General features: G+C 58.2%; 11 protein-coding genes. 8 read left to right on the top strand and 3 right to left on the bottom strand.

Going from position 1 to position 17,043, the window contains the following annotated elements; genetic code table 11:
- Positions 1-11: 11 nt before the first annotated feature.
- From cheR to ACZZ0A_RS18000, 6 genes are all read left to right on the top strand, one after another.
- Complete coding sequence (cheR, locus tag ACZZ0A_RS18025; RefSeq protein ID WP_007917583.1) at positions 12-839, top strand: protein-glutamate O-methyltransferase CheR; 828 nt, start codon at positions 12-14, stop codon at positions 837-839.
- A 337-nt stretch (positions 840-1,176) separates the two neighbouring features.
- Positions 1,177-1,584, top strand: a complete 408-nt coding sequence (flgB, locus tag ACZZ0A_RS18020) for a flagellar basal body rod protein FlgB (protein WP_007917581.1) — start codon at positions 1,177-1,179, stop codon at positions 1,582-1,584.
- Positions 1,585-1,587: 3 nt separating this feature from the next.
- Entirely contained in the window at positions 1,588-2,031 is a 444-nt protein-coding gene (gene flgC, locus ACZZ0A_RS18015; protein WP_003227217.1) for a flagellar basal body rod protein FlgC, read from the top strand.
- Positions 2,032-2,046: 15 nt separating this feature from the next.
- Positions 2,047-2,772 (top strand): flagellar hook assembly protein FlgD, encoded by a 726-nt coding sequence (flgD, locus tag ACZZ0A_RS18010; RefSeq protein WP_007917578.1) that lies wholly within the window; start codon positions 2,047-2,049, stop codon positions 2,770-2,772.
- Positions 2,773-2,803: 31 nt separating this feature from the next.
- Positions 2,804-4,144 carry a flagellar hook protein FlgE gene (gene flgE, locus ACZZ0A_RS18005; protein WP_123376396.1) on the top strand — a complete coding sequence of 447 codons (1,341 nt, stop codon included), beginning with the start codon at positions 2,804-2,806 and terminating at the stop codon, positions 4,142-4,144.
- Positions 4,145-4,407: 263 nt separating this feature from the next.
- Positions 4,408-8,919 (top strand): beta strand repeat-containing protein, encoded by a 4,512-nt coding sequence (locus ACZZ0A_RS18000; protein WP_463543534.1) that lies wholly within the window; start codon positions 4,408-4,410, stop codon positions 8,917-8,919.
- Positions 8,920-9,091: 172 nt separating this feature from the next.
- Here the strand turns inward: ACZZ0A_RS18000 and ACZZ0A_RS17995 are convergent, their stop codons facing one another.
- Positions 9,092-11,986, bottom strand: coding sequence for a ribonucleoside-diphosphate reductase subunit alpha (locus tag ACZZ0A_RS17995; protein WP_095114529.1), 2,895 nt, complete (start codon positions 11,984-11,986; stop codon positions 9,092-9,094).
- A gap of 878 nt (positions 11,987-12,864) precedes the next feature.
- On the opposite strand from ACZZ0A_RS17995, the gene ACZZ0A_RS17990 reads away from it, so the two are divergent.
- Both ACZZ0A_RS17990 and ACZZ0A_RS17985 read left to right on the top strand, forming a co-directional pair.
- Positions 12,865-13,587, top strand: a complete 723-nt coding sequence (locus ACZZ0A_RS17990) for a response regulator (protein ID WP_007917532.1) — start codon at positions 12,865-12,867, stop codon at positions 13,585-13,587.
- Positions 13,584-15,194 carry an ATP-binding protein gene (locus ACZZ0A_RS17985; protein ID WP_123376393.1) on the top strand — a complete coding sequence of 537 codons (1,611 nt, stop codon included), beginning with the start codon at positions 13,584-13,586 and terminating at the stop codon, positions 15,192-15,194. Before ACZZ0A_RS17990 ends, ACZZ0A_RS17985 begins: the two co-directional genes overlap by 4 nt.
- A 140-nt stretch (positions 15,195-15,334) precedes the next feature.
- On the opposite strand, the gene ACZZ0A_RS17980 is transcribed toward ACZZ0A_RS17985, so the two are convergent.
- The gene (locus ACZZ0A_RS17980; protein WP_007917528.1) at positions 15,335-16,060 is read right to left on the bottom strand and encodes a 4'-phosphopantetheinyl transferase family protein; all 726 of its coding nucleotides are present in this window, start codon (positions 16,058-16,060) and stop codon (positions 15,335-15,337) included.
- Between the two features lie 150 nt (positions 16,061-16,210).
- Entirely contained in the window at positions 16,211-17,002 is a 792-nt protein-coding gene (locus ACZZ0A_RS17975; protein ID WP_463543533.1) for a dienelactone hydrolase family protein, read from the bottom strand.
- Positions 17,003-17,043 lie beyond the last annotated feature (41 nt).

Below are 17,043 nucleotides of genomic sequence, written 5' to 3'. Positions count from 1 at the left end.
AGGCGGCATCATTGTCTACGGGTAATTTGGATTTCGAACAGTTCCGGGTCTTCCTGGAAAAAGCCTGTGGCATTCTGCTCGGTGAAAACAAGCAGTACCTGGTCTCGAGCCGTCTCAACAAACTGATGGAGCAGCAAGGCATCAAATCCCTGGGTGAGCTGGTTCAGCGCATCCAGACCCAGCCGCGCAGCGGTTTGCGCGAGCAAGTGGTCGATGCCATGACGACTAACGAAACCCTGTGGTTTCGTGACACCTATCCGTTTGAAGTCTTGAAGAACAAGGTGCTGCCTGAAGCAATCAAGGCCAGCCCCAACCAGCGTCTGCGGATCTGGTCGGCAGCGTGCTCGTCGGGTCAGGAACCGTACTCGCTGTCGATGTCGATCGACGAGTTCGAGCGGTCCAACCTTGGCCAGTTGAAGATGGGCGTGCAGATTGTTGCGACCGACCTGTCCGGCCTCATGCTGACCAACTGCAAGACTGGCGAGTACGACAGCCTGGCCATCGGTCGCGGTTTGTCGCCGGAACGTCTGCAGCGTTACTTCGACCCGAAAGGGCCGGGGCGCTGGGTAATCAAGGCGCCGATCAAGAACCGCGTGGAGTTCCGCTCGTTCAACCTGCTCGACAGCTATGCCGCGCTGGGCAAGTTCGACATCGTGTTCTGCCGCAACGTGTTGATCTACTTCTCTGCCGAAGTGAAGAAAGACATTCTGTTGCGCATTCACAGCACGTTGAAGCCGGGTGGTTATCTGTTCCTTGGCGCTTCCGAAGCGCTGAACGGTTTGCCGGACCATTACCAGATGGTGCAGTGCAGCCCGGGGATCATTTACCAGGCGAAGTGAAGCATGCGGAAAAAAGGGAGCCCTCAAGGGCTCCTTTTTTTTGCCGCATGCTTCACGTAGGAGCTGCCGAAGGCTGCGATCTTTTGATTTTGTTTTTTAAGAACAAGATCAAAAGATCGTCCGATCGCGGCCCGAGCCTTCGGCAGCTCCTACAGGGGGAGGTGTTAACAGGAAGAAGCGGCAGAAAAGCGGCATCCGGCGGAAACCGGTTGCCGCTTTTCTGGCATTGCCGCTTTGCCGACTCCCGGCAAAGCCCCGGTTTATGTGGGTTTTGTGGTTTGGCACGGCGCTTGCTAAAGCTCAGTTACGAAAAACCGGTCACCTGAAGGTTCCCGACATGAGCATCAGCTTCGATAAAGCGCTCGGCATTCACGAAAAGGCATTGGGCTTCCGCGCCCAGCGTGCCGAAGTGCTGGCCAACAACATCGCCAACGCCGATACCCCGAACTACAAGGCGCGGGATCTGGACTTCTCCAAAGTGCTTGAAGCACAGACCCAGAAAAATGCGAACGGCACCATCGCCCTGAACATGACCAACAGCCGTCACATCGAAGCTGAAGGCCTGGGCAACGGCGACGAATCGCTGATGTATCGCACGCCGATGCAACCGTCGATCGACCAGAACACCGTGGACGCCCAACTGGAACAGTCGAACTACGCGGAAAACGCCGTCGGCTTCCAGGCCAGCTTCACCCTGCTCAACAGCAAATTCAAAGGGCTGGTGTCAGCCCTGCGCGGAGAGTAATCCATGTCCCTGTCCAGCGTTTTCAACATTGCCGGCAGCGGCATGAGCGCACAGACCACGCGTCTGAACACCGTGGCCTCGAACATCGCCAACGCCGAAACCGTCTCCTCGAGCATCGATCAGACCTATCGCGCCCGTCACCCGGTGTTCGCCACCATGTTCCAGGGCGGCCAGAACAGCGGCAGCAACTCGCTGTTCCAGAGCCAGGACGCGGCCGGTCAAGGCGTACAGGTGCTCGGCGTGGTCGAAGACCAGAGCAACCTCGAAGCGCGCTACGAGCCGAATCATCCGGCAGCCGACGCCAAAGGCTACGTCTACTACCCGAACGTCAACGTGGTGGAAGAAATGGCTGACATGATTTCCGCGAGCCGGTCCTTCCAGACCAACGCCGAAATGATGAACACCGCCAAAACCATGATGCAGAAAGTACTGACCCTCGGTCAGTAATAAGGGGCGACGGCCATGAGTGTTTCCGATACCACCAGCAGCTTGAGCATGAATGACATCCTGGCGAACTCGTCGAAAAAGACCAGTTCGACCACCGGTGGCATTGCTTCGGCCACTAACAGCGCCACCGGCGGCCAGGCCCTGGGCAAGGACGCGTTCCTGCAATTGCTGGTCACCCAGCTGAAAAACCAGAACCCGCTTGATCCGCAGGACAACAGCGCCTTCGTTGCGCAGTTGGCGCAGTTCAGCAGCCTGGAAGGCATCACCACGCTGAACAGCACGGTCAGTTCGCTGGCCGGCAACTACAACTCCTCGCAAGCCTTGCAGGCTTCGTCGCTGGTGGGTCGCAATGTGATCGTGCAGACCAACTCGGTTCAGCTCGACGATCCGAGCAAAGGCATGACCGGTTCGGTCACCGTTCCGTCGTCGATTGCCGGCGGCACCGTGAGCATCACCGACAGCAGCGGCGCGGTGGTTCGCACCATCGATCTGGGCAGTCGCGCCGCAGGCGCCGCGAGCTTCACTTGGGACGGCAAGGATAAGGACGGCAATCTGGTCAAGACCGGTACCTATACCGTCAAGGCCAACGCATCGATCAATGGTACCTCGACCGATATGGCGACCTACCTGCCGGCCACCGTCACCAGCGTGACGATCAGCCAGACCGGCGGCGAGCTGATGCTCAACCTGTCCGGCAAGGGCACCGTTGCCCTGTCCAAAGTACAAACCATTGGTATATAGAGCCGATTAACCCGGCACAAAGGAGTGGAATATGTCTTTCAATATCGGCCTTAGCGGTCTCTATGCAGCCAACAAACAACTGGACGTGACCGGCAACAACATCGCCAACGTTGCGACCGCCGGTTTCAAATCGTCCCGTGCAGAATTCGAAGACGTCTACTCGGCCACTCGCCTGGGTAGCGGCAGCAAAGTGATCGGCAACGGCGTGCGCCTGGCCAACGTTTCCCAGCAGTTCACCCAGGGTGACATCAACAACACCGGTAACGTGCTGGACATGGGCATCAACGGTTCGGGCTTCTTCACCATGAGCAACAACGGCTCGGTGTCCTACACCCGTGCCGGTACGTTCAAGGTCGACAACGCCGGTTACATCACCAACACCGACTACACCTCGCGCCTGCAGGGTTACGGTGTGGACGCCAACGGCAAGATCATCAACGGCGTTTTGACCGACCTGAAGATCGATACGTCGAACCTGGCGCCGAAATCGACTTCGTTGGTGACGTCGAGCATCAACTTGAACTCGACTGCGTCGGTGATCGTTGATACCGGCACCAACGCCGTCAAGTTCGACCCAAGCAAGCTTGAGACGTACACGAAGAGCTTTAGCACTCCGATCTATGACACGCAGGGCAACTCGCATGTTATGGACCAGTACGTGGTTAAAACTGGCGAGAACACCTGGAAGGTGTACACTCTGGTCGATGGCCGTAACCCGGATGCAGCCGGTAGCGATCCAACCAAGGTCGATCCGGTTGCTTCGACGCTGACGTTTGACAGCTCTGGCAATTTGACTCAGGTCAGCACGCCGAGCACTCTGCCGCCACCGAACCCGAACCCGATCATCAGCAGCGACTTGAAACTGACCGGCTGGAAGCCGGGCACAGTGGTCAACGGTACGTTCACGCCTAACGGTGCGTCTGCCAACCCGGCCGGTATTACCATTTCGATGGCCAAGACCACTCAGTACAACGCTGACACCGCGCGTTCGATTCCGACTCAGGACGGTTACGCCACTGGCCAGATCACCAACCTGACCATCGACGGCACCGGTACGCTGTTTGCCAACTTCAGCAACAACCAGAGCAAGGCCATCGGCCAGGTTGCACTGGCCAGCTTCACCAACGAACAAGGCCTGCAGGCTATCGGTGGCACCAGCTGGAAAGAGACGTTTGCTTCGGGTATCCCGGGCTACGATGCACCGGAAACCGGTACCTTGGGTTCGGTTGTTTCCAACTCGCTGGAAGAGTCGAACGTTAACCTGACCAACGAGCTGGTAGACCTGATCAAAGGCCAGAGCAACTATCAGGCGAACGCCAAGACTATTTCCACTCAGAGCACCATCATGCAGACCATCATTCAGATGACTTGATGTGATTCGATAGCTGCATTGAAAACCGACGCCTTGAGCGTCGGTTTTTTTATGCGTGTCACTAAATTTACATTCACCAATTAACCGTTTGTCTGAATTTATGGTGTGGAAGTTGCAGTCCTGCCTGGCAAAGGACCTTGGCGTCAAAACTTCGCACGACCTGCTTCATTGGGCCATGACACTGGATGGCGATATGGAAGTCAGGAAGCTTCTACCTGGTTTTTCAACCGTAGTTTCCAACACAAAAACACAAGGACGATGTAATGGCGATAATCAACGGGACCGCTGGTGCCGATAATCTGCTCGGTACTGCGGGCGATGATCAGATACGCGGTTTGGCGGGTAATGATGTCTTGAATGGTGGGGCAGGTAATGATCTGTTGATCGGCGGCGATGGCGCCGATCAACTGATTGGCGGTGCCGGCTTCGACACCGTCAGCTATGAAGATGTACCCAACAGCGTGGCGGTGTCCCTGAACCTGAAAACCGGTGTGCATACCGGGTATGCAGCGGGCGATACCTTTGTCGGGATTGAGAGTTTCCGTGGTTCAAATTATGACGATACGTTCTATGCCAGCGCTGCTGCCGACAACCTTGATGGTTACAACGGTAATGACCGACTGAGCTACGCGCAGTCGGAGCAAGGCGTCAACATCACCATGACCGCCGCGCGTGTGGGCACCGGTCTGGGCGGCGACGCGCAAGGTGACACGTTCTCGGATTTCGAAACCATTATTGGCTCGAACTACAACGACGTATTCACCGCCTCGCTGGGTACCACGACCTTCTACGGCGGTGCCGGCAATGACGTGTACATCATCAACGGTTCGGCCAGCCAGAATGTGGTGGAAATGGCCGGCGGCGGTGATGATGAAGTGCGCACCACACTGAACACCATCACCCTGGCCAGTGAAGTCGAGCGTCTGACCTTTACCGGTACCGGCAACTTCATTGCTCGTGGCAATGCCTCGGACAACGTCATTACCGGCGGTGCCGGCAATGACATCCTGATGGGAGGCGCAGGTGCCGACCAACTGATTGGCGGCGCAGGTTTCGATATCGTCAGCTATGAAGACGTACCCAGCAGCGTGGCGGTGTCCCTGAACCTGAAAACCGGTGTGCATACCGGGTATGCAGCGGGCGATACCTTTGTCGGGATTGAGAGTTTCCGTGGTTCAAATTATGACGATACGTTCTATGCCAGCGCTGCTGCCGACAACCTTGATGGTTACAACGGTAACGACCGGCTGAGCTATGCGCAGTCGGAGCAAGGCGTCAACATCACCATGACCGCCGCGCGTGTGGGCACCGGTCTGGGCGGCGACGCGCAAGGTGACACGTTCTCGGATTTCGAAACCATCATTGGCTCGAACTACAACGACGTATTCACCGCCTCGCTGGGTACCACGACCTTCTACGGCGGTGCCGGCAATGACGTGTACATCATCAACGGTTCGGCTAGCCAGAATGTGGTGGAAATGGCCGGCGGCGGTGATGATGAAGTGCGCACCACACTGAACACCATCACCCTGGCCAGTGAAGTCGAGCGTCTGACCTTTACCGGTACCGGCAACTTCATTGCTCGTGGCAATGCCTCGGACAACGTCATTACCGGCGGTGCCGGCAATGACATCCTGATGGGAGGCGCAGGCGCCGACCAACTGATTGGCGGCGCAGGTTTCGATATCGTCAGCTATGAAGACGTACCCAACAGCGTGGCGGTGTCCCTGAACCTGAAAACCGGTGTGCATACCGGGTATGCAGCGGGCGATACCTTTGTCGGGATTGAGAGTTTCCGTGGTTCAAATTATGACGATACATTCTATGCCAGCGCTGCTGCCGACAACCTTGATGGTTACAACGGTAACGACCGGCTGAGCTATGCGCAGTCGGAGCAAGGCGTCAACATCACCATGACCGCCGCGCGTGTGGGCACCGGTCTGGGCGGCGACGCGCAAGGTGACACGTTCTCGGATTTCGAAACCATTATTGGCTCGAACTACAACGACGTATTCACCGCCTCGCTGGGTACCACGACCTTCTACGGCGGTGCCGGCAATGACGTGTACATCATCAACGGTTCGGCCAGCCAGAATGTGGTGGAAATGGCCGGCGGCGGTGATGATGAAGTGCGCACCACACTGAACACCATCACCCTGGCCAGTGAAGTCGAGCGTCTGACCTTTACCGGTACCGGCAACTTCATTGCTCGTGGCAATGCCTCGGACAACGTCATTACCGGCGGTGCCGGCAATGACATCCTGATGGGAGGCGCAGGTGCCGACCAACTGATTGGCGGCGCAGGTTTCGATATCGTCAGCTATGAAGACGTACCCAGCAGCGTGGCGGTGTCCCTGAACCTGAAAACCGGTGTGCATACCGGGTATGCAGCGGGCGATACCTTTGTCGGGATTGAGAGTTTCCGTGGTTCAAATTATGACGATACGTTCTATGCCAGCGCTGCTGCCGACAACCTTGATGGTTACAACGGTAACGACCGGCTGAGCTATGCGCAGTCGGAGCAAGGCGTCAACATCACCATGACCGCCGCGCGTGTGGGCACCGGTCTGGGCGGCGACGCGCAAGGTGACACGTTCTCGGATTTCGAAACCATCATTGGCTCGAACTACAACGACGTATTCACCGCCTCGCTGGGTACCACGACCTTCTACGGCGGTGCCGGCAATGACGTGTACATCATCAACGGTTCGGCTAGCCAGAATGTGGTGGAAATGGCCGGCGGCGGTGATGATGAAGTGCGCACCACACTGAACACCATCACCCTGGCCAGTGAAGTCGAGCGTCTGACCTTTACCGGTACCGGCAACTTCATTGCTCGTGGCAATGCCTCGGACAACGTCATTACCGGCGGTGCCGGCAATGACATCCTGATGGGAGGCGCAGGTGCCGACCAACTGATTGGCGGCGCAGGTTTCGATATCGTCAGCTATGAAGACGTACCCAGCAGCGTGGCGGTGTCCCTGAACCTGAAAACCGGTGTGCATACCGGGTATGCAGCGGGCGATACCTTTGTCGGGATTGAGAGTTTCCGTGGTTCAAATTATGACGATACGTTCTATGCCAGCGCTGCTGCCGACAATCTTGATGGTTACAACGGTAACGACCGGCTGAGCTATGCGCAGTCGGAGCAAGGCGTCAACATCACCATGACCGCCGCGCGTGTGGGCACCGGTCTGGGCGGCGACGCGCAAGGTGACACGTTCTCGGATTTCGAAACCATCATTGGCTCGAACTACAACGACGTATTCACCGCCTCGCTGGGTACCACGACCTTCTACGGCGGTGCCGGCAATGACGTGTACATCATCAACGGTTCGGCTAGCCAGAATGTGGTGGAAATGGCCGGCGGCGGTGATGATGAAGTGCGCACCACACTGAACACCATCACCCTGGCCAGTGAAGTCGAGCGTCTGACCTTTACCGGTACCGGCAACTTCATTGCTCGTGGCAATGCCTCGGACAACGTCATCACGGGTGGGGCTGGTAATGACACGCTGTTCGGTGGCGCAGGGGCAGACCAACTCAACGGTGGAGAGGGTTTTGATACGGTCAGTTATGGCGATGCCGACAAGGGCGTGACCCTCAATACCAAAACCGGGATACACACCGGAATTGCCGCCGGCGATGTTTACAGCAGTATCGAAGCGATCTTGGGTTCTGACTTCAGTGATGCGTTTGTCGGGGATGCGGGCATCAACCGATTCGACGGTGGTTTCGGTATGGATATGGTGAGCTTTGCCGACGAAGCTGGCGGTGTCACCCTGGATCTGGGCGCACCTGTTTTGACTGGCGCGGCCGCCGGCGATATCTATACGTCGATCGAAGTATTCCAGGGTACGACACAGGCCGACAGCTTTACGGGCAGTGGCGCTGCGGCGGAGAATTTTGTCGGTGGCGCTGGCGCCGATCTGCTGACGGGTGTTGGTCGAGGTGATGGCGCCTGGTACTTGACCAGCACTGGCAGCGTTCAGATCAATTTGCTGGAGGGCACTGCCGCAGGCGGCGACGCTCAAGGTGACGTGCTGATTAACATCGATAACCTGATGGGATCGGCATTCAATGACATGCTGACTGGCAACGCCTACTCGAACAAGCTTGAGGGCGGGGCGGGTAACGACCTCATCTATGGTGGTGAGGGGGATGACTTTATCTATGGCGGCACCGCCACTGATACCGGTGCATTCGGACCACTGACTATTAGCGGCGTCCAGGCCGATACGCTTTACGGTGGTAACGGCAATGACACCATGCGCAGTGCCGATGACGATGCCGGCAGCATTCTTTATGGTGAATCTGGCAACGACAACATCACCGTGTCGGCAGGAATTGCCTATGGTGGTGACGGTAACGATACCTTGACGGGTACCGGTTACGGCTATGAACTCCAGGGTGGTGCAGGTGTTGATACGTTGAACTTGCGCGGATCGGGTGATGCCTTGGGCGGAGAGAGCGGTGACGCCTATATTGTGTTCTCGAAAACCATGGTAGGCATCCAGGACACAGGCACATCCGGGATCGACACTGTCACCCTCAAGAACATTCAGAGTGTCAGTGATGTGCGGATTGTCCAGAACGACCTTGGCGCCTACATCTTCAATGCTGCCGATCTGCAAAGCGGCAACCTGGATTCCGGTGTGTTCCTGAAGGACTGGTACAAGGGCGGGAATACCATCGAAACGTTCTACACCAACAACGGTCAATCCTTCACCATTCCTGTCGTAGGGCAGGCAATGACCGAGTCATTCGCGGTCTGACAAAAGCCGTTGTACGAATAAAAACGGCGAAGCCTGCATTCAGGTTTCGCCGTTTTTTTTTACTTCGATTTTTACTCCAGACAAAAGAAAACCCCCGACAACCAGAAGTCTGTCGGGGGTTTCTTTTGCCCGGAGAGTATCAGGCGTCTCGCAACGCCTGATTCAGCTCAGCTTATTGGCAAGCTTCGCAATCCGGCTCGTCGATCGCGCAAGCCTTTGGCACTGGAGCAGGACCGGCAGGTGCTGCCAGAACCGAATCGTCGCCGTGGTTGCCGCCGCTGGAAACAGCGTTCAGCTTGCCGGTGTTGATGGTCGACTTCTCGGTGCTGGTCGCGGCCAGGGCACGGAGGTAGTAAGTGGTTTTCAGACCACGGTACCAGGCCATGCGGTAGGTCACGTCGAGCTTCTTGCCCGATGCGCCGGCGATGTACAGGTTCAGCGACTGGGCCTGGTCGATCCACTTCTGACGACGGCTGGCGGCGTCAACGATCCACTTGGTGTCCACTTCGAACGCGGTCGCGTAGAGCTCTTTGAGTTCTTGCGGGATGCGCTCGATCTGCTGAACCGAACCGTCGTAGTACTTCAGGTCGTTGATCATGACCGAGTCCCACAGACCGCGAGCCTTGAGGTCGCGAACCAGGTACGGGTTGATCACGGTGAATTCGCCCGACAGGTTCGATTTCACATACAGGTTCTGGTAGGTCGGTTCGATCGACTGCGATACGCCAGTGATGTTGGCGATGGTCGCGGTCGGTGCGATGGCCATGATGTTGGAGTTACGAATGCCTTTCTGTACACGGGCGCGAACCGGTGCCCAGTCGAGGGTTTCGTTCAGGTCGACATCGATGTACTTCTGGCCACGGGCTTCGATCAGGATCTGTTGCGAATCCAGTGGCAGGATGCCTTTGGACCACAGCGAACCCTGGAACGTCTCGTATGCGCCGCGCTCGTCAGCCAGGTCGCAGGAAGCCTGGATCGCGTAGTAGCTGACCGCTTCCATCGACTTGTCGGCGAACTCGACGGCAGCGTCGGAACCGTAAGGAATGTGCTGCAGGTACAAAGCGTCCTGGAAGCCCATGATGCCCAGACCGACCGGACGGTGCTTGAAGTTGGAGTTCTTCGCTTGTGGCACCGAGTAGTAGTTGATGTCGATAACGTTATCGAGCATGCGTACAGCGGTGTTCACGGTGCGTTCCAGCTTGGCGGTGTCCAGCTTGCCGTTGACGATGTGGTTCGGCAGGTTGATCGAGCCCAGGTTGCAAACGGCGATCTCGTCCTTGTTGGTGTTCAAGGTGATCTCGGTGCACAGGTTCGAGCTGTGAACCACGCCGACGTGCTGCTGCGGGCTACGCAGGTTGCACGGGTCTTTGAAAGTCAGCCATGGGTGGCCGGTTTCAAACAGCATGGAGAGCATTTTGCGCCACAGGTCTTTGGCCTGGATGGTCTTGAACAGTTTGACCTTGCCTGGGTATTCGGTCAGCGCTTCGTAGTACTCGTAGCGCTCTTCGAAGGCTTTACCGGTCAGGTCGTGCAGGTCCGGCACTTCGGATGGCGAGAACAGGGTCCACTTGCCGTCATCGAAGACACGCTTCATGAACAGGTCAGGGATCCAGTTGGCGGTATTCATGTCGTGGGTACGACGACGATCATCACCGGTGTTCTTGCGCAGTTCGATGAACTCTTCGATGTCCATGTGCCAGGTTTCCAGGTAGGCACACACAGCGCCTTTGCGCTTGCCACCCTGGTTAACGGCCACAGCGGTGTCGTTCACCACTTTCAGGAACGGAACCACGCCTTGCGACTTGCCGTTGGTGCCCTTGATGTACGAACCCAGTGCACGCACCGGCGTCCAGTCGTTGCCCAGGCCGCCAGCAAATTTCGACAACATGGCGTTGTCGTGGATCGCGTGGTAGATGCCCGACAAGTCATCCGGCACGGTGGTCAGGTAGCAGCTCGACAGCTGTGGACGCAGGGTACCGGCGTTGAACAGGGTCGGGGTCGACGACATGTAGTCGAAGGACGACAGCAGGTTGTAGAACTCGATCGCACGGTCTTCTTTCTGCTTCTCTTCGATCGCCAGGCCCATGGCCACGCGCATGAAGAAGATCTGCGGCAGTTCGAAACGCACGCCATCCTTGTGGATGAAGTAACGGTCGTACAGGGTTTGCAGGCCCAGGTAGGTGAATTGCTGATCACGCTCGTGGTTGATCGCCTTGCCCAGTTTTTCCAGGTCGAAGGAGGCCAGCACAGGGTTCAGCAGTTCGAACTCGATACCTTTGGCGATGTAAGCCGGCAGTGCCTTGGCGTACAGGTCGACCATTTCGTGGTGAGTGGCGCTTTCGGCCACACCGAGGAACCCCAGGCCTTCGGCACGCAGGGTGTCCATCAGCAGGCGGGCGGTGACGAACGAGTAGTTCGGCTCACGCTCGACCAGGGTACGGGCGGTCATCACCAGCGCGGTGTTGACGTCGGTCAGGGCCACGCCGTCGTAGAGGTTTTTCAGGGTTTCGCGCTGGATCAGGTCGCCGTCGACTTCTTCCAGACCTTCGCAGGCTTCGGTGACGATGGTGTTCAGACGACCCATGTCCAGCGGCGCCAGGCTACCGTCGGCACGGGTGATGCGGATCGACGGGTGAGCGTTGACCGCTTCTTCGGCCGGTGCGTGGGCAGCGCGCTCTTTCGAACGACCGTCACGGTAGATCACGTAGTCGCGAGCGACTTTCTGCTCGCCGGCACGCATCAGGGCCAGTTCGACCTGGTCCTGGATTTCTTCGATGTGGATGGTGCCGCCCGATGGCATGCGACGCTTGAAGGTTGCAGTGACCTGTTCGGTCAGGCGCGCAACAGTGTCGTGGATTCGCGACGAAGCGGCAGCGGTGCCGCCTTCAACTGCGAGGAACGCTTTGGTGATAGCGACGGTGATCTTGTCATCGGTGTAAGGAACGACAGTGCCATTGCGCTTGATCACGCGCAGTTGACCAGGCGCGGTGGCTGCCAGATCCGAATTCGAATCGGCGGCCTGCGGCAAGGTGCCCTGCGGGTTCTCGCGAGTTGTGTCGGTTTGCATGGGTGTCTCCACGTTCTCTATGTTTGTTTGGGCACCATCACGGTGCCCACCGTTCCGTCCTGAAGCACTACAACCGGCACGCGCCGGGCATAACGACTTCGGGACAGTTCAGGAAGAGGGCCTTGTGAGCGCCGCTTCCATGCCGAAGTCTTCGGTTCACGCGATACGCGTATCACCGCATTCCTTTCGGGGAGCAGTTTCGCCACTGCAACACCCGTACCGTAAACACCGTGATCGGCGCAAAAACGGTAGCCATCCGCAGGCGCGGTTTGGGCTTTCGAAAATACGTTTGGTTCAACCAGACAATGGCAATAAAAAGCCTTGAATTCACTGCCGGGTTTGTGTTTGGTTTTTTAGCGTCAAACCCTACATGTAGGGTTTTTTTGCGCTCGGGCTACAAGATAATGCGTTTCAGGGGGGGATTGCAACGTACTACCTGTGGATAAGCCTGTGCGTAAATTGTGTAAGAAACTTCGAAAATGCGTGTAGGCCGCGAACCTGCTGAGCTAGACCGTCTGTCACTGTTTTTTCACCGGGAAAAACGCTTCAGCGGATTTTTAAGGGCGCGAACCCTATCACAAAAAACCGCCTTGTCCGAACGCATTTACCGACTTGTGTTCTGGCTGTACGCCGTTTATACAATCGGCTCATGCGCAGGCATTGTTATCCTCCAGAAACATGACAAAAGGACGGGAGGATCACGCTGAATATCGCGTACCCCTGTAGGAGCTGCCGAAGGCTGCGATCTTTTGATCCTGATCTTGAAAAGCAAGATCAAAAGATCGCAGCCTCGTTTCACTCGACAGCTCCTACAGGGGATTGTGTGTCCGGGCAATCGCCTTCCTTTTATTAATAACAATAGAAAGTAGAGGTCACCGGTGGAGCAACAAGCCTTTCAGGTATTGATCGTCGAGGATGACCAGCGATTGGCCGAACTGACGCGCGACTACCTGCAAGCCAATGGACTGCGCGTGGACATCGAAGGTAACGGTGCGTTGGCGGCGGCGCGGATCATCAAGGAGCAGCCGGATCTGGTGATCCTCGACCTGATGCTGCCCGGCGAAGATGGCCTGAGCATTTGCCGCAAGGTGCGTAATCAGTATGACGGGCCGATTCTGATGCTCACTGCGCGCACCGACGATGCCGATCAGATCCAGGGGCTTGACCTCGGTGCCGACGATTACGTGTGCAAACCGGTGCGCCCACGGCTGTTGCTGGCGCGAATCCAGGCGTTGCTGCGCCGCAGCGACACACCCGAACCGGTCGCCGAGAAATCCCGTCGTCTGCAATTTGGTCCGTTGGTGGTCGACGACGCCTTGCGCGAGGCGTGGCTTAGCGACAATGGCATCGAACTGACCAGCGCCGAATTCGATCTGCTCTGGCTGCTGGTGTCCAACGCCGGGCGCATTCTGTCGCGCGAAGAAATTTTCACCGCACTGCGCGGCATCGGCTATGACGGTCAGGACCGTTCGATCGATGTGCGCATTTCGCGCATTCGCCCGAAAATCGGTGACGACCCCGACCATCCGCGCCTGATCAAGACCATCCGCAGCAAAGGTTATCTGTTCGTGCCTGAAGCCTGCGTAGATCTGCCGCTGTGAACTCGATCTTCCTGCGCATCTACGGCGGCATGTGCGCAGCGATCATTCTGGTGGCGGTGCTCGGCGTGCTGGCGCTCAACCTGCTTAATCAGGTGCGCAGCGAGCAATATCGCGAGCGGCTGGCCCACGGCACGTTCTCGCTGATGGCCGGCAATCTGCAACCGATGAACGAAACCGAGCGCCATCGCGCGTTGCTGGTGTGGGAGCGGTTGCTGGGGATTCCGCTGGCGCTGAAGAAGTTTGCCGAGACCGATCTCGATCTGTCCCAGCGCACCCGCGTACAGCGTGGTCAGGCGCTGGTCGAGCAGACCGGGCCGCACGCGGCGAAAGTCTATCGAATGGTCAGCGACAAAGAGCAACTGGTGCTGGTGGGGGAAGTGCAGCAGATCAGCGAACAACTGGCCCGCGCGACCATTTACCTGCTGGCCGATGAATTGGTGCGCGTGCCGGTCGCCGAACAGCCCAAGCGCCTCGCGCAGATAAAGGAAGAAAAGGGTTTCGGTTTCGATCTGCGCCTGGTCACGGTGAATGATGCCGACATGGACGAAGACCAGAGCCGCCGCGTGGCCGAAGGCGACACCGTCATGGCGCTGGGCAAGGGCGGCGATTCGATCCGCGTCTTTGCCGGCATGGTCGGCACGCCGTGGGTGCTGGAGATCGGCCCGCTGTATCAGATGAACCCGTATCCGCCGGAATGGCTGGTGCTGATTGCTGCACTCGGCCTGACCCTGATCGGTCTTATCGTTTATTTGTTGGTGCGTCAGCTCGAACGCCGTTTGCGTGGCCTCGAAGCGGCGGCCACGCGGATTGCCAAGGGCAGCCTGGAAACCCGTGTGCCAGCGCGCGGTGCTGACTCGGTCGGGCGTCTGGCGTCGGCGTTTAATGGCATGGCTGAGCACTTGCAACAGCTGCTGGCGATTCAGCGCGAACTGGTGCGCGCGGTGTCCCATGAATTGCGCACACCGGTGGCACGCCTGCGTTTCGGCCTGGAGATGATCGGTTCGGCAACCACGCCGCAAGCGCTGGAAAAGTACCGTGAAGGCATGGATCACGACATCGAAGACCTCGATAAGCTGGTCGATGAAATGCTCACCTATGCGCGGCTGGAACAGGGTTCGCCGGCGCTGACCTTCCAGCGCATCGATCTCGATGCACTGGTCAATCAGGTGATTGAGGAACTGGCGCCGTTACGCGCCGAGGTCACGGTGCAGCGTGGTTTGTGCCTGTCTGCTGCGGATAACGATGATGCCTGGGTCGAAGCCGAGCCGCGCTATCTGCACCGGGCGCTGCAGAATCTGGTGAGCAACGCGATGCGCCACGCCCGTTCGAACGTGACGGTGAGTTATCAGGTCGGGCAATTGCGCTGTCGCGTCGACGTCGAGGACGACGGCCCGGGTGTGCCGGAGGTCGCGTGGGAGCGGATTTTTACCCCGTTTCTGCGTCTGGACGACAGCCGTACGCGGGCGTCGGGCGGGCATGGTCTGGGCTTGTCGATTGTGCGGCGGATCATTCACTGGCATGACGGCCGGGCGATCATTGGCAAGAGCAAGAGTCTGGGTGGGGCGTGTTTCAGCCTGAGTTGGCCGAGGAATCAGGAGCGCCGCTAGGTATTTGCGGTGATTGTGCTGGCCCCATCGCTGGCAAGCCAGCTCCCACAGTGAACGTGGTGAGCACGGATTTAAGGTCCACTCAGAAACCCGTGGGAGCTGGCTTGCCAGCGATGAGGCCCGGACAGGCGCTAAAGATTTCAGGCGTGGATACTGACCAGACTCAACAACTGCCCATCCTGCACCCCGAACTGCGCCTCCAGTTCAGTGCCGTTGCGCCACTCGGCAGACAAGTCCGTCAACAACCGCAACCGGACTTCACCGGCCTCAGTCCACTCCAGCACTTCAGCATGCTCGAAATAAAAGCGCTGCTGCACGATCGGATACAGCGCCTTGAACAGACTTTCTTTCACCGAAAACGTCAGTGTCACCAGCAACGCCAACTGATCTCGCGAGGCGGCCGTCATGCGCTGCATTTCAGGTGGCGTCAGAATCTCCCCGGCCAGACGCTCGGCACGTTCGGTACTCAGCAGATTTTCCAGATCCATTCCCAGCCCGCGCCAGTGTCGTTTGTTGGCAACAATTGCCGCCGCACGACCGGTGCTGTGGGTGATCGAGCCGCAGATATGTGCCGGCCATATCGGCGCGCGGTCTTCACCAATCGCTGGGACAACGCTGCTGCCTTCCAATTGTCGCAACGCCGCGCGGGCGCAAATACGCCCGGCGAGGAATTCCGCCTGCCGCTTGGCCACCGAACGCTGAATGCTCGGCGGTGCTACCACGGCACTGCGCTGAAAGTCATCGCCGAGCAGTCGGGCCGGATCGAAGTGGGTGCTGAGCAGCACGGTGTCGGCCAATACCGTCGGCAACGGCCAGTGGCTGTCGAGTGCGGTGCAGCAGGCGGGCAGGGCGGGGGTGAGATTCATGGCGGGCATTTTGCCGGTTAGTCGCGGCAAGGTCGAGATCGGTGGTGCGGCTTTCGCGAGCAGGCTCGCTCCCACACTGGATCTATGCCGCCCAGAAGATCCTCTGTGGGAGCGAGCCTGCTCGCGAAGGCCGCGCCGCGGTGTTCCTGTTCAGCTAAAGATTTTCTGCAAGAACGCTTTCATGTCCGCCCAGGATTTTTCATCCGCTGCCTTGTTGTACCCGATGTCCGGGCCACCGTGCTCGCCATGGCTGAGGCGATCGGCATCCGGATTGGTAAAACCGTGCTTGGCGCCGTCGAGGCTGACAAATTTATAGTCAGCACCGGCCTTGTCCATTTCCGCTTTGAACGCCGTGACATTGTCGGCAGTGACCATGCTGTCCAGCGCACCGTGCTCGACCAGAATCTTCGCTTTCACACTGCCGGGCGTCGCCGGGGTTTTGGTCGCCAGCGCGCCGTGGAAACTCACCACGCCCGCCAACGGTTCACCTTGCCGCGCGGCGTTGAGCACCACGCCACCGCCGAAGCTGTAACCGATAGCGGCGATTTTGTTGGCGTCGGTCTGCGGCTGCTGCTTCAGCAAATTCAGCCCGGCCTCAAAGCGCTTGCTGGAAGCCGCCGCATCCTGAGTCGCTGCCTGCATGAACGCCATCGCGTCTTTTGGATGTTCGGTGTTCTTGCCTTCGCCGTACATATCGATCGCCAACGCGCTGTAGCCGAGTGCGGCGAGATCGCGTGCGCGGCGTTTGGCGTAATCGTTCAGGCCCCACCATTCGTGCACCACGACGACACCCGGACGTTTGCCTTTGATGGCGTCGTCATAGGCGTAGTAGCCGATCAGCTTTGTGCCATCGGCGCTTTGATAGGGGATTTCCTCGGTCTTGATCGCTGCCTGAGTGAGGCTGCTGACGGCCAGCAAAATGAGGGCAAGGAACAGGCGCATGGTCGGATCTCCTGACAATAAACGGTCAAATCAGCCTAGTT

Source organism: Pseudomonas sp. AC242 (genome assembly GCF_979258655.1).
This window is presented reverse-complemented; position numbering and strand designations above follow the sequence as displayed.

Excerpts from the sequence above, each read along its gene's own strand:
- ACZZ0A_RS18000 (WP_463543534.1), top strand. The coding sequence starts at position 4,408 with ATGGCGATAATCAACGGGACCGCTGGTGCCGATAATCTGCTCGGTACT.
- flgE (WP_123376396.1), top strand. The coding sequence starts at position 2,804 with ATGTCTTTCAATATCGGCCTTAGCGGTCTCTATGCAGCCAACAAACAA.
- ACZZ0A_RS17980 (WP_007917528.1), bottom strand. The coding sequence starts at position 16,060 with ATGAATCTCACCCCCGCCCTGCCCGCCTGCTGCACCGCACTCGACAGC.
- flgC (WP_003227217.1), top strand. The coding sequence starts at position 1,588 with ATGTCCCTGTCCAGCGTTTTCAACATTGCCGGCAGCGGCATGAGCGCA.
- flgD (WP_007917578.1), top strand. The coding sequence starts at position 2,047 with ATGAGTGTTTCCGATACCACCAGCAGCTTGAGCATGAATGACATCCTG.
- ACZZ0A_RS17975 (WP_463543533.1), bottom strand. The coding sequence starts at position 17,002 with ATGCGCCTGTTCCTTGCCCTCATTTTGCTGGCCGTCAGCAGCCTCACT.
- ACZZ0A_RS17995 (WP_095114529.1), bottom strand. The coding sequence starts at position 11,986 with ATGCAAACCGACACAACTCGCGAGAACCCGCAGGGCACCTTGCCGCAG.
- flgB (WP_007917581.1), top strand. The coding sequence starts at position 1,177 with ATGAGCATCAGCTTCGATAAAGCGCTCGGCATTCACGAAAAGGCATTG.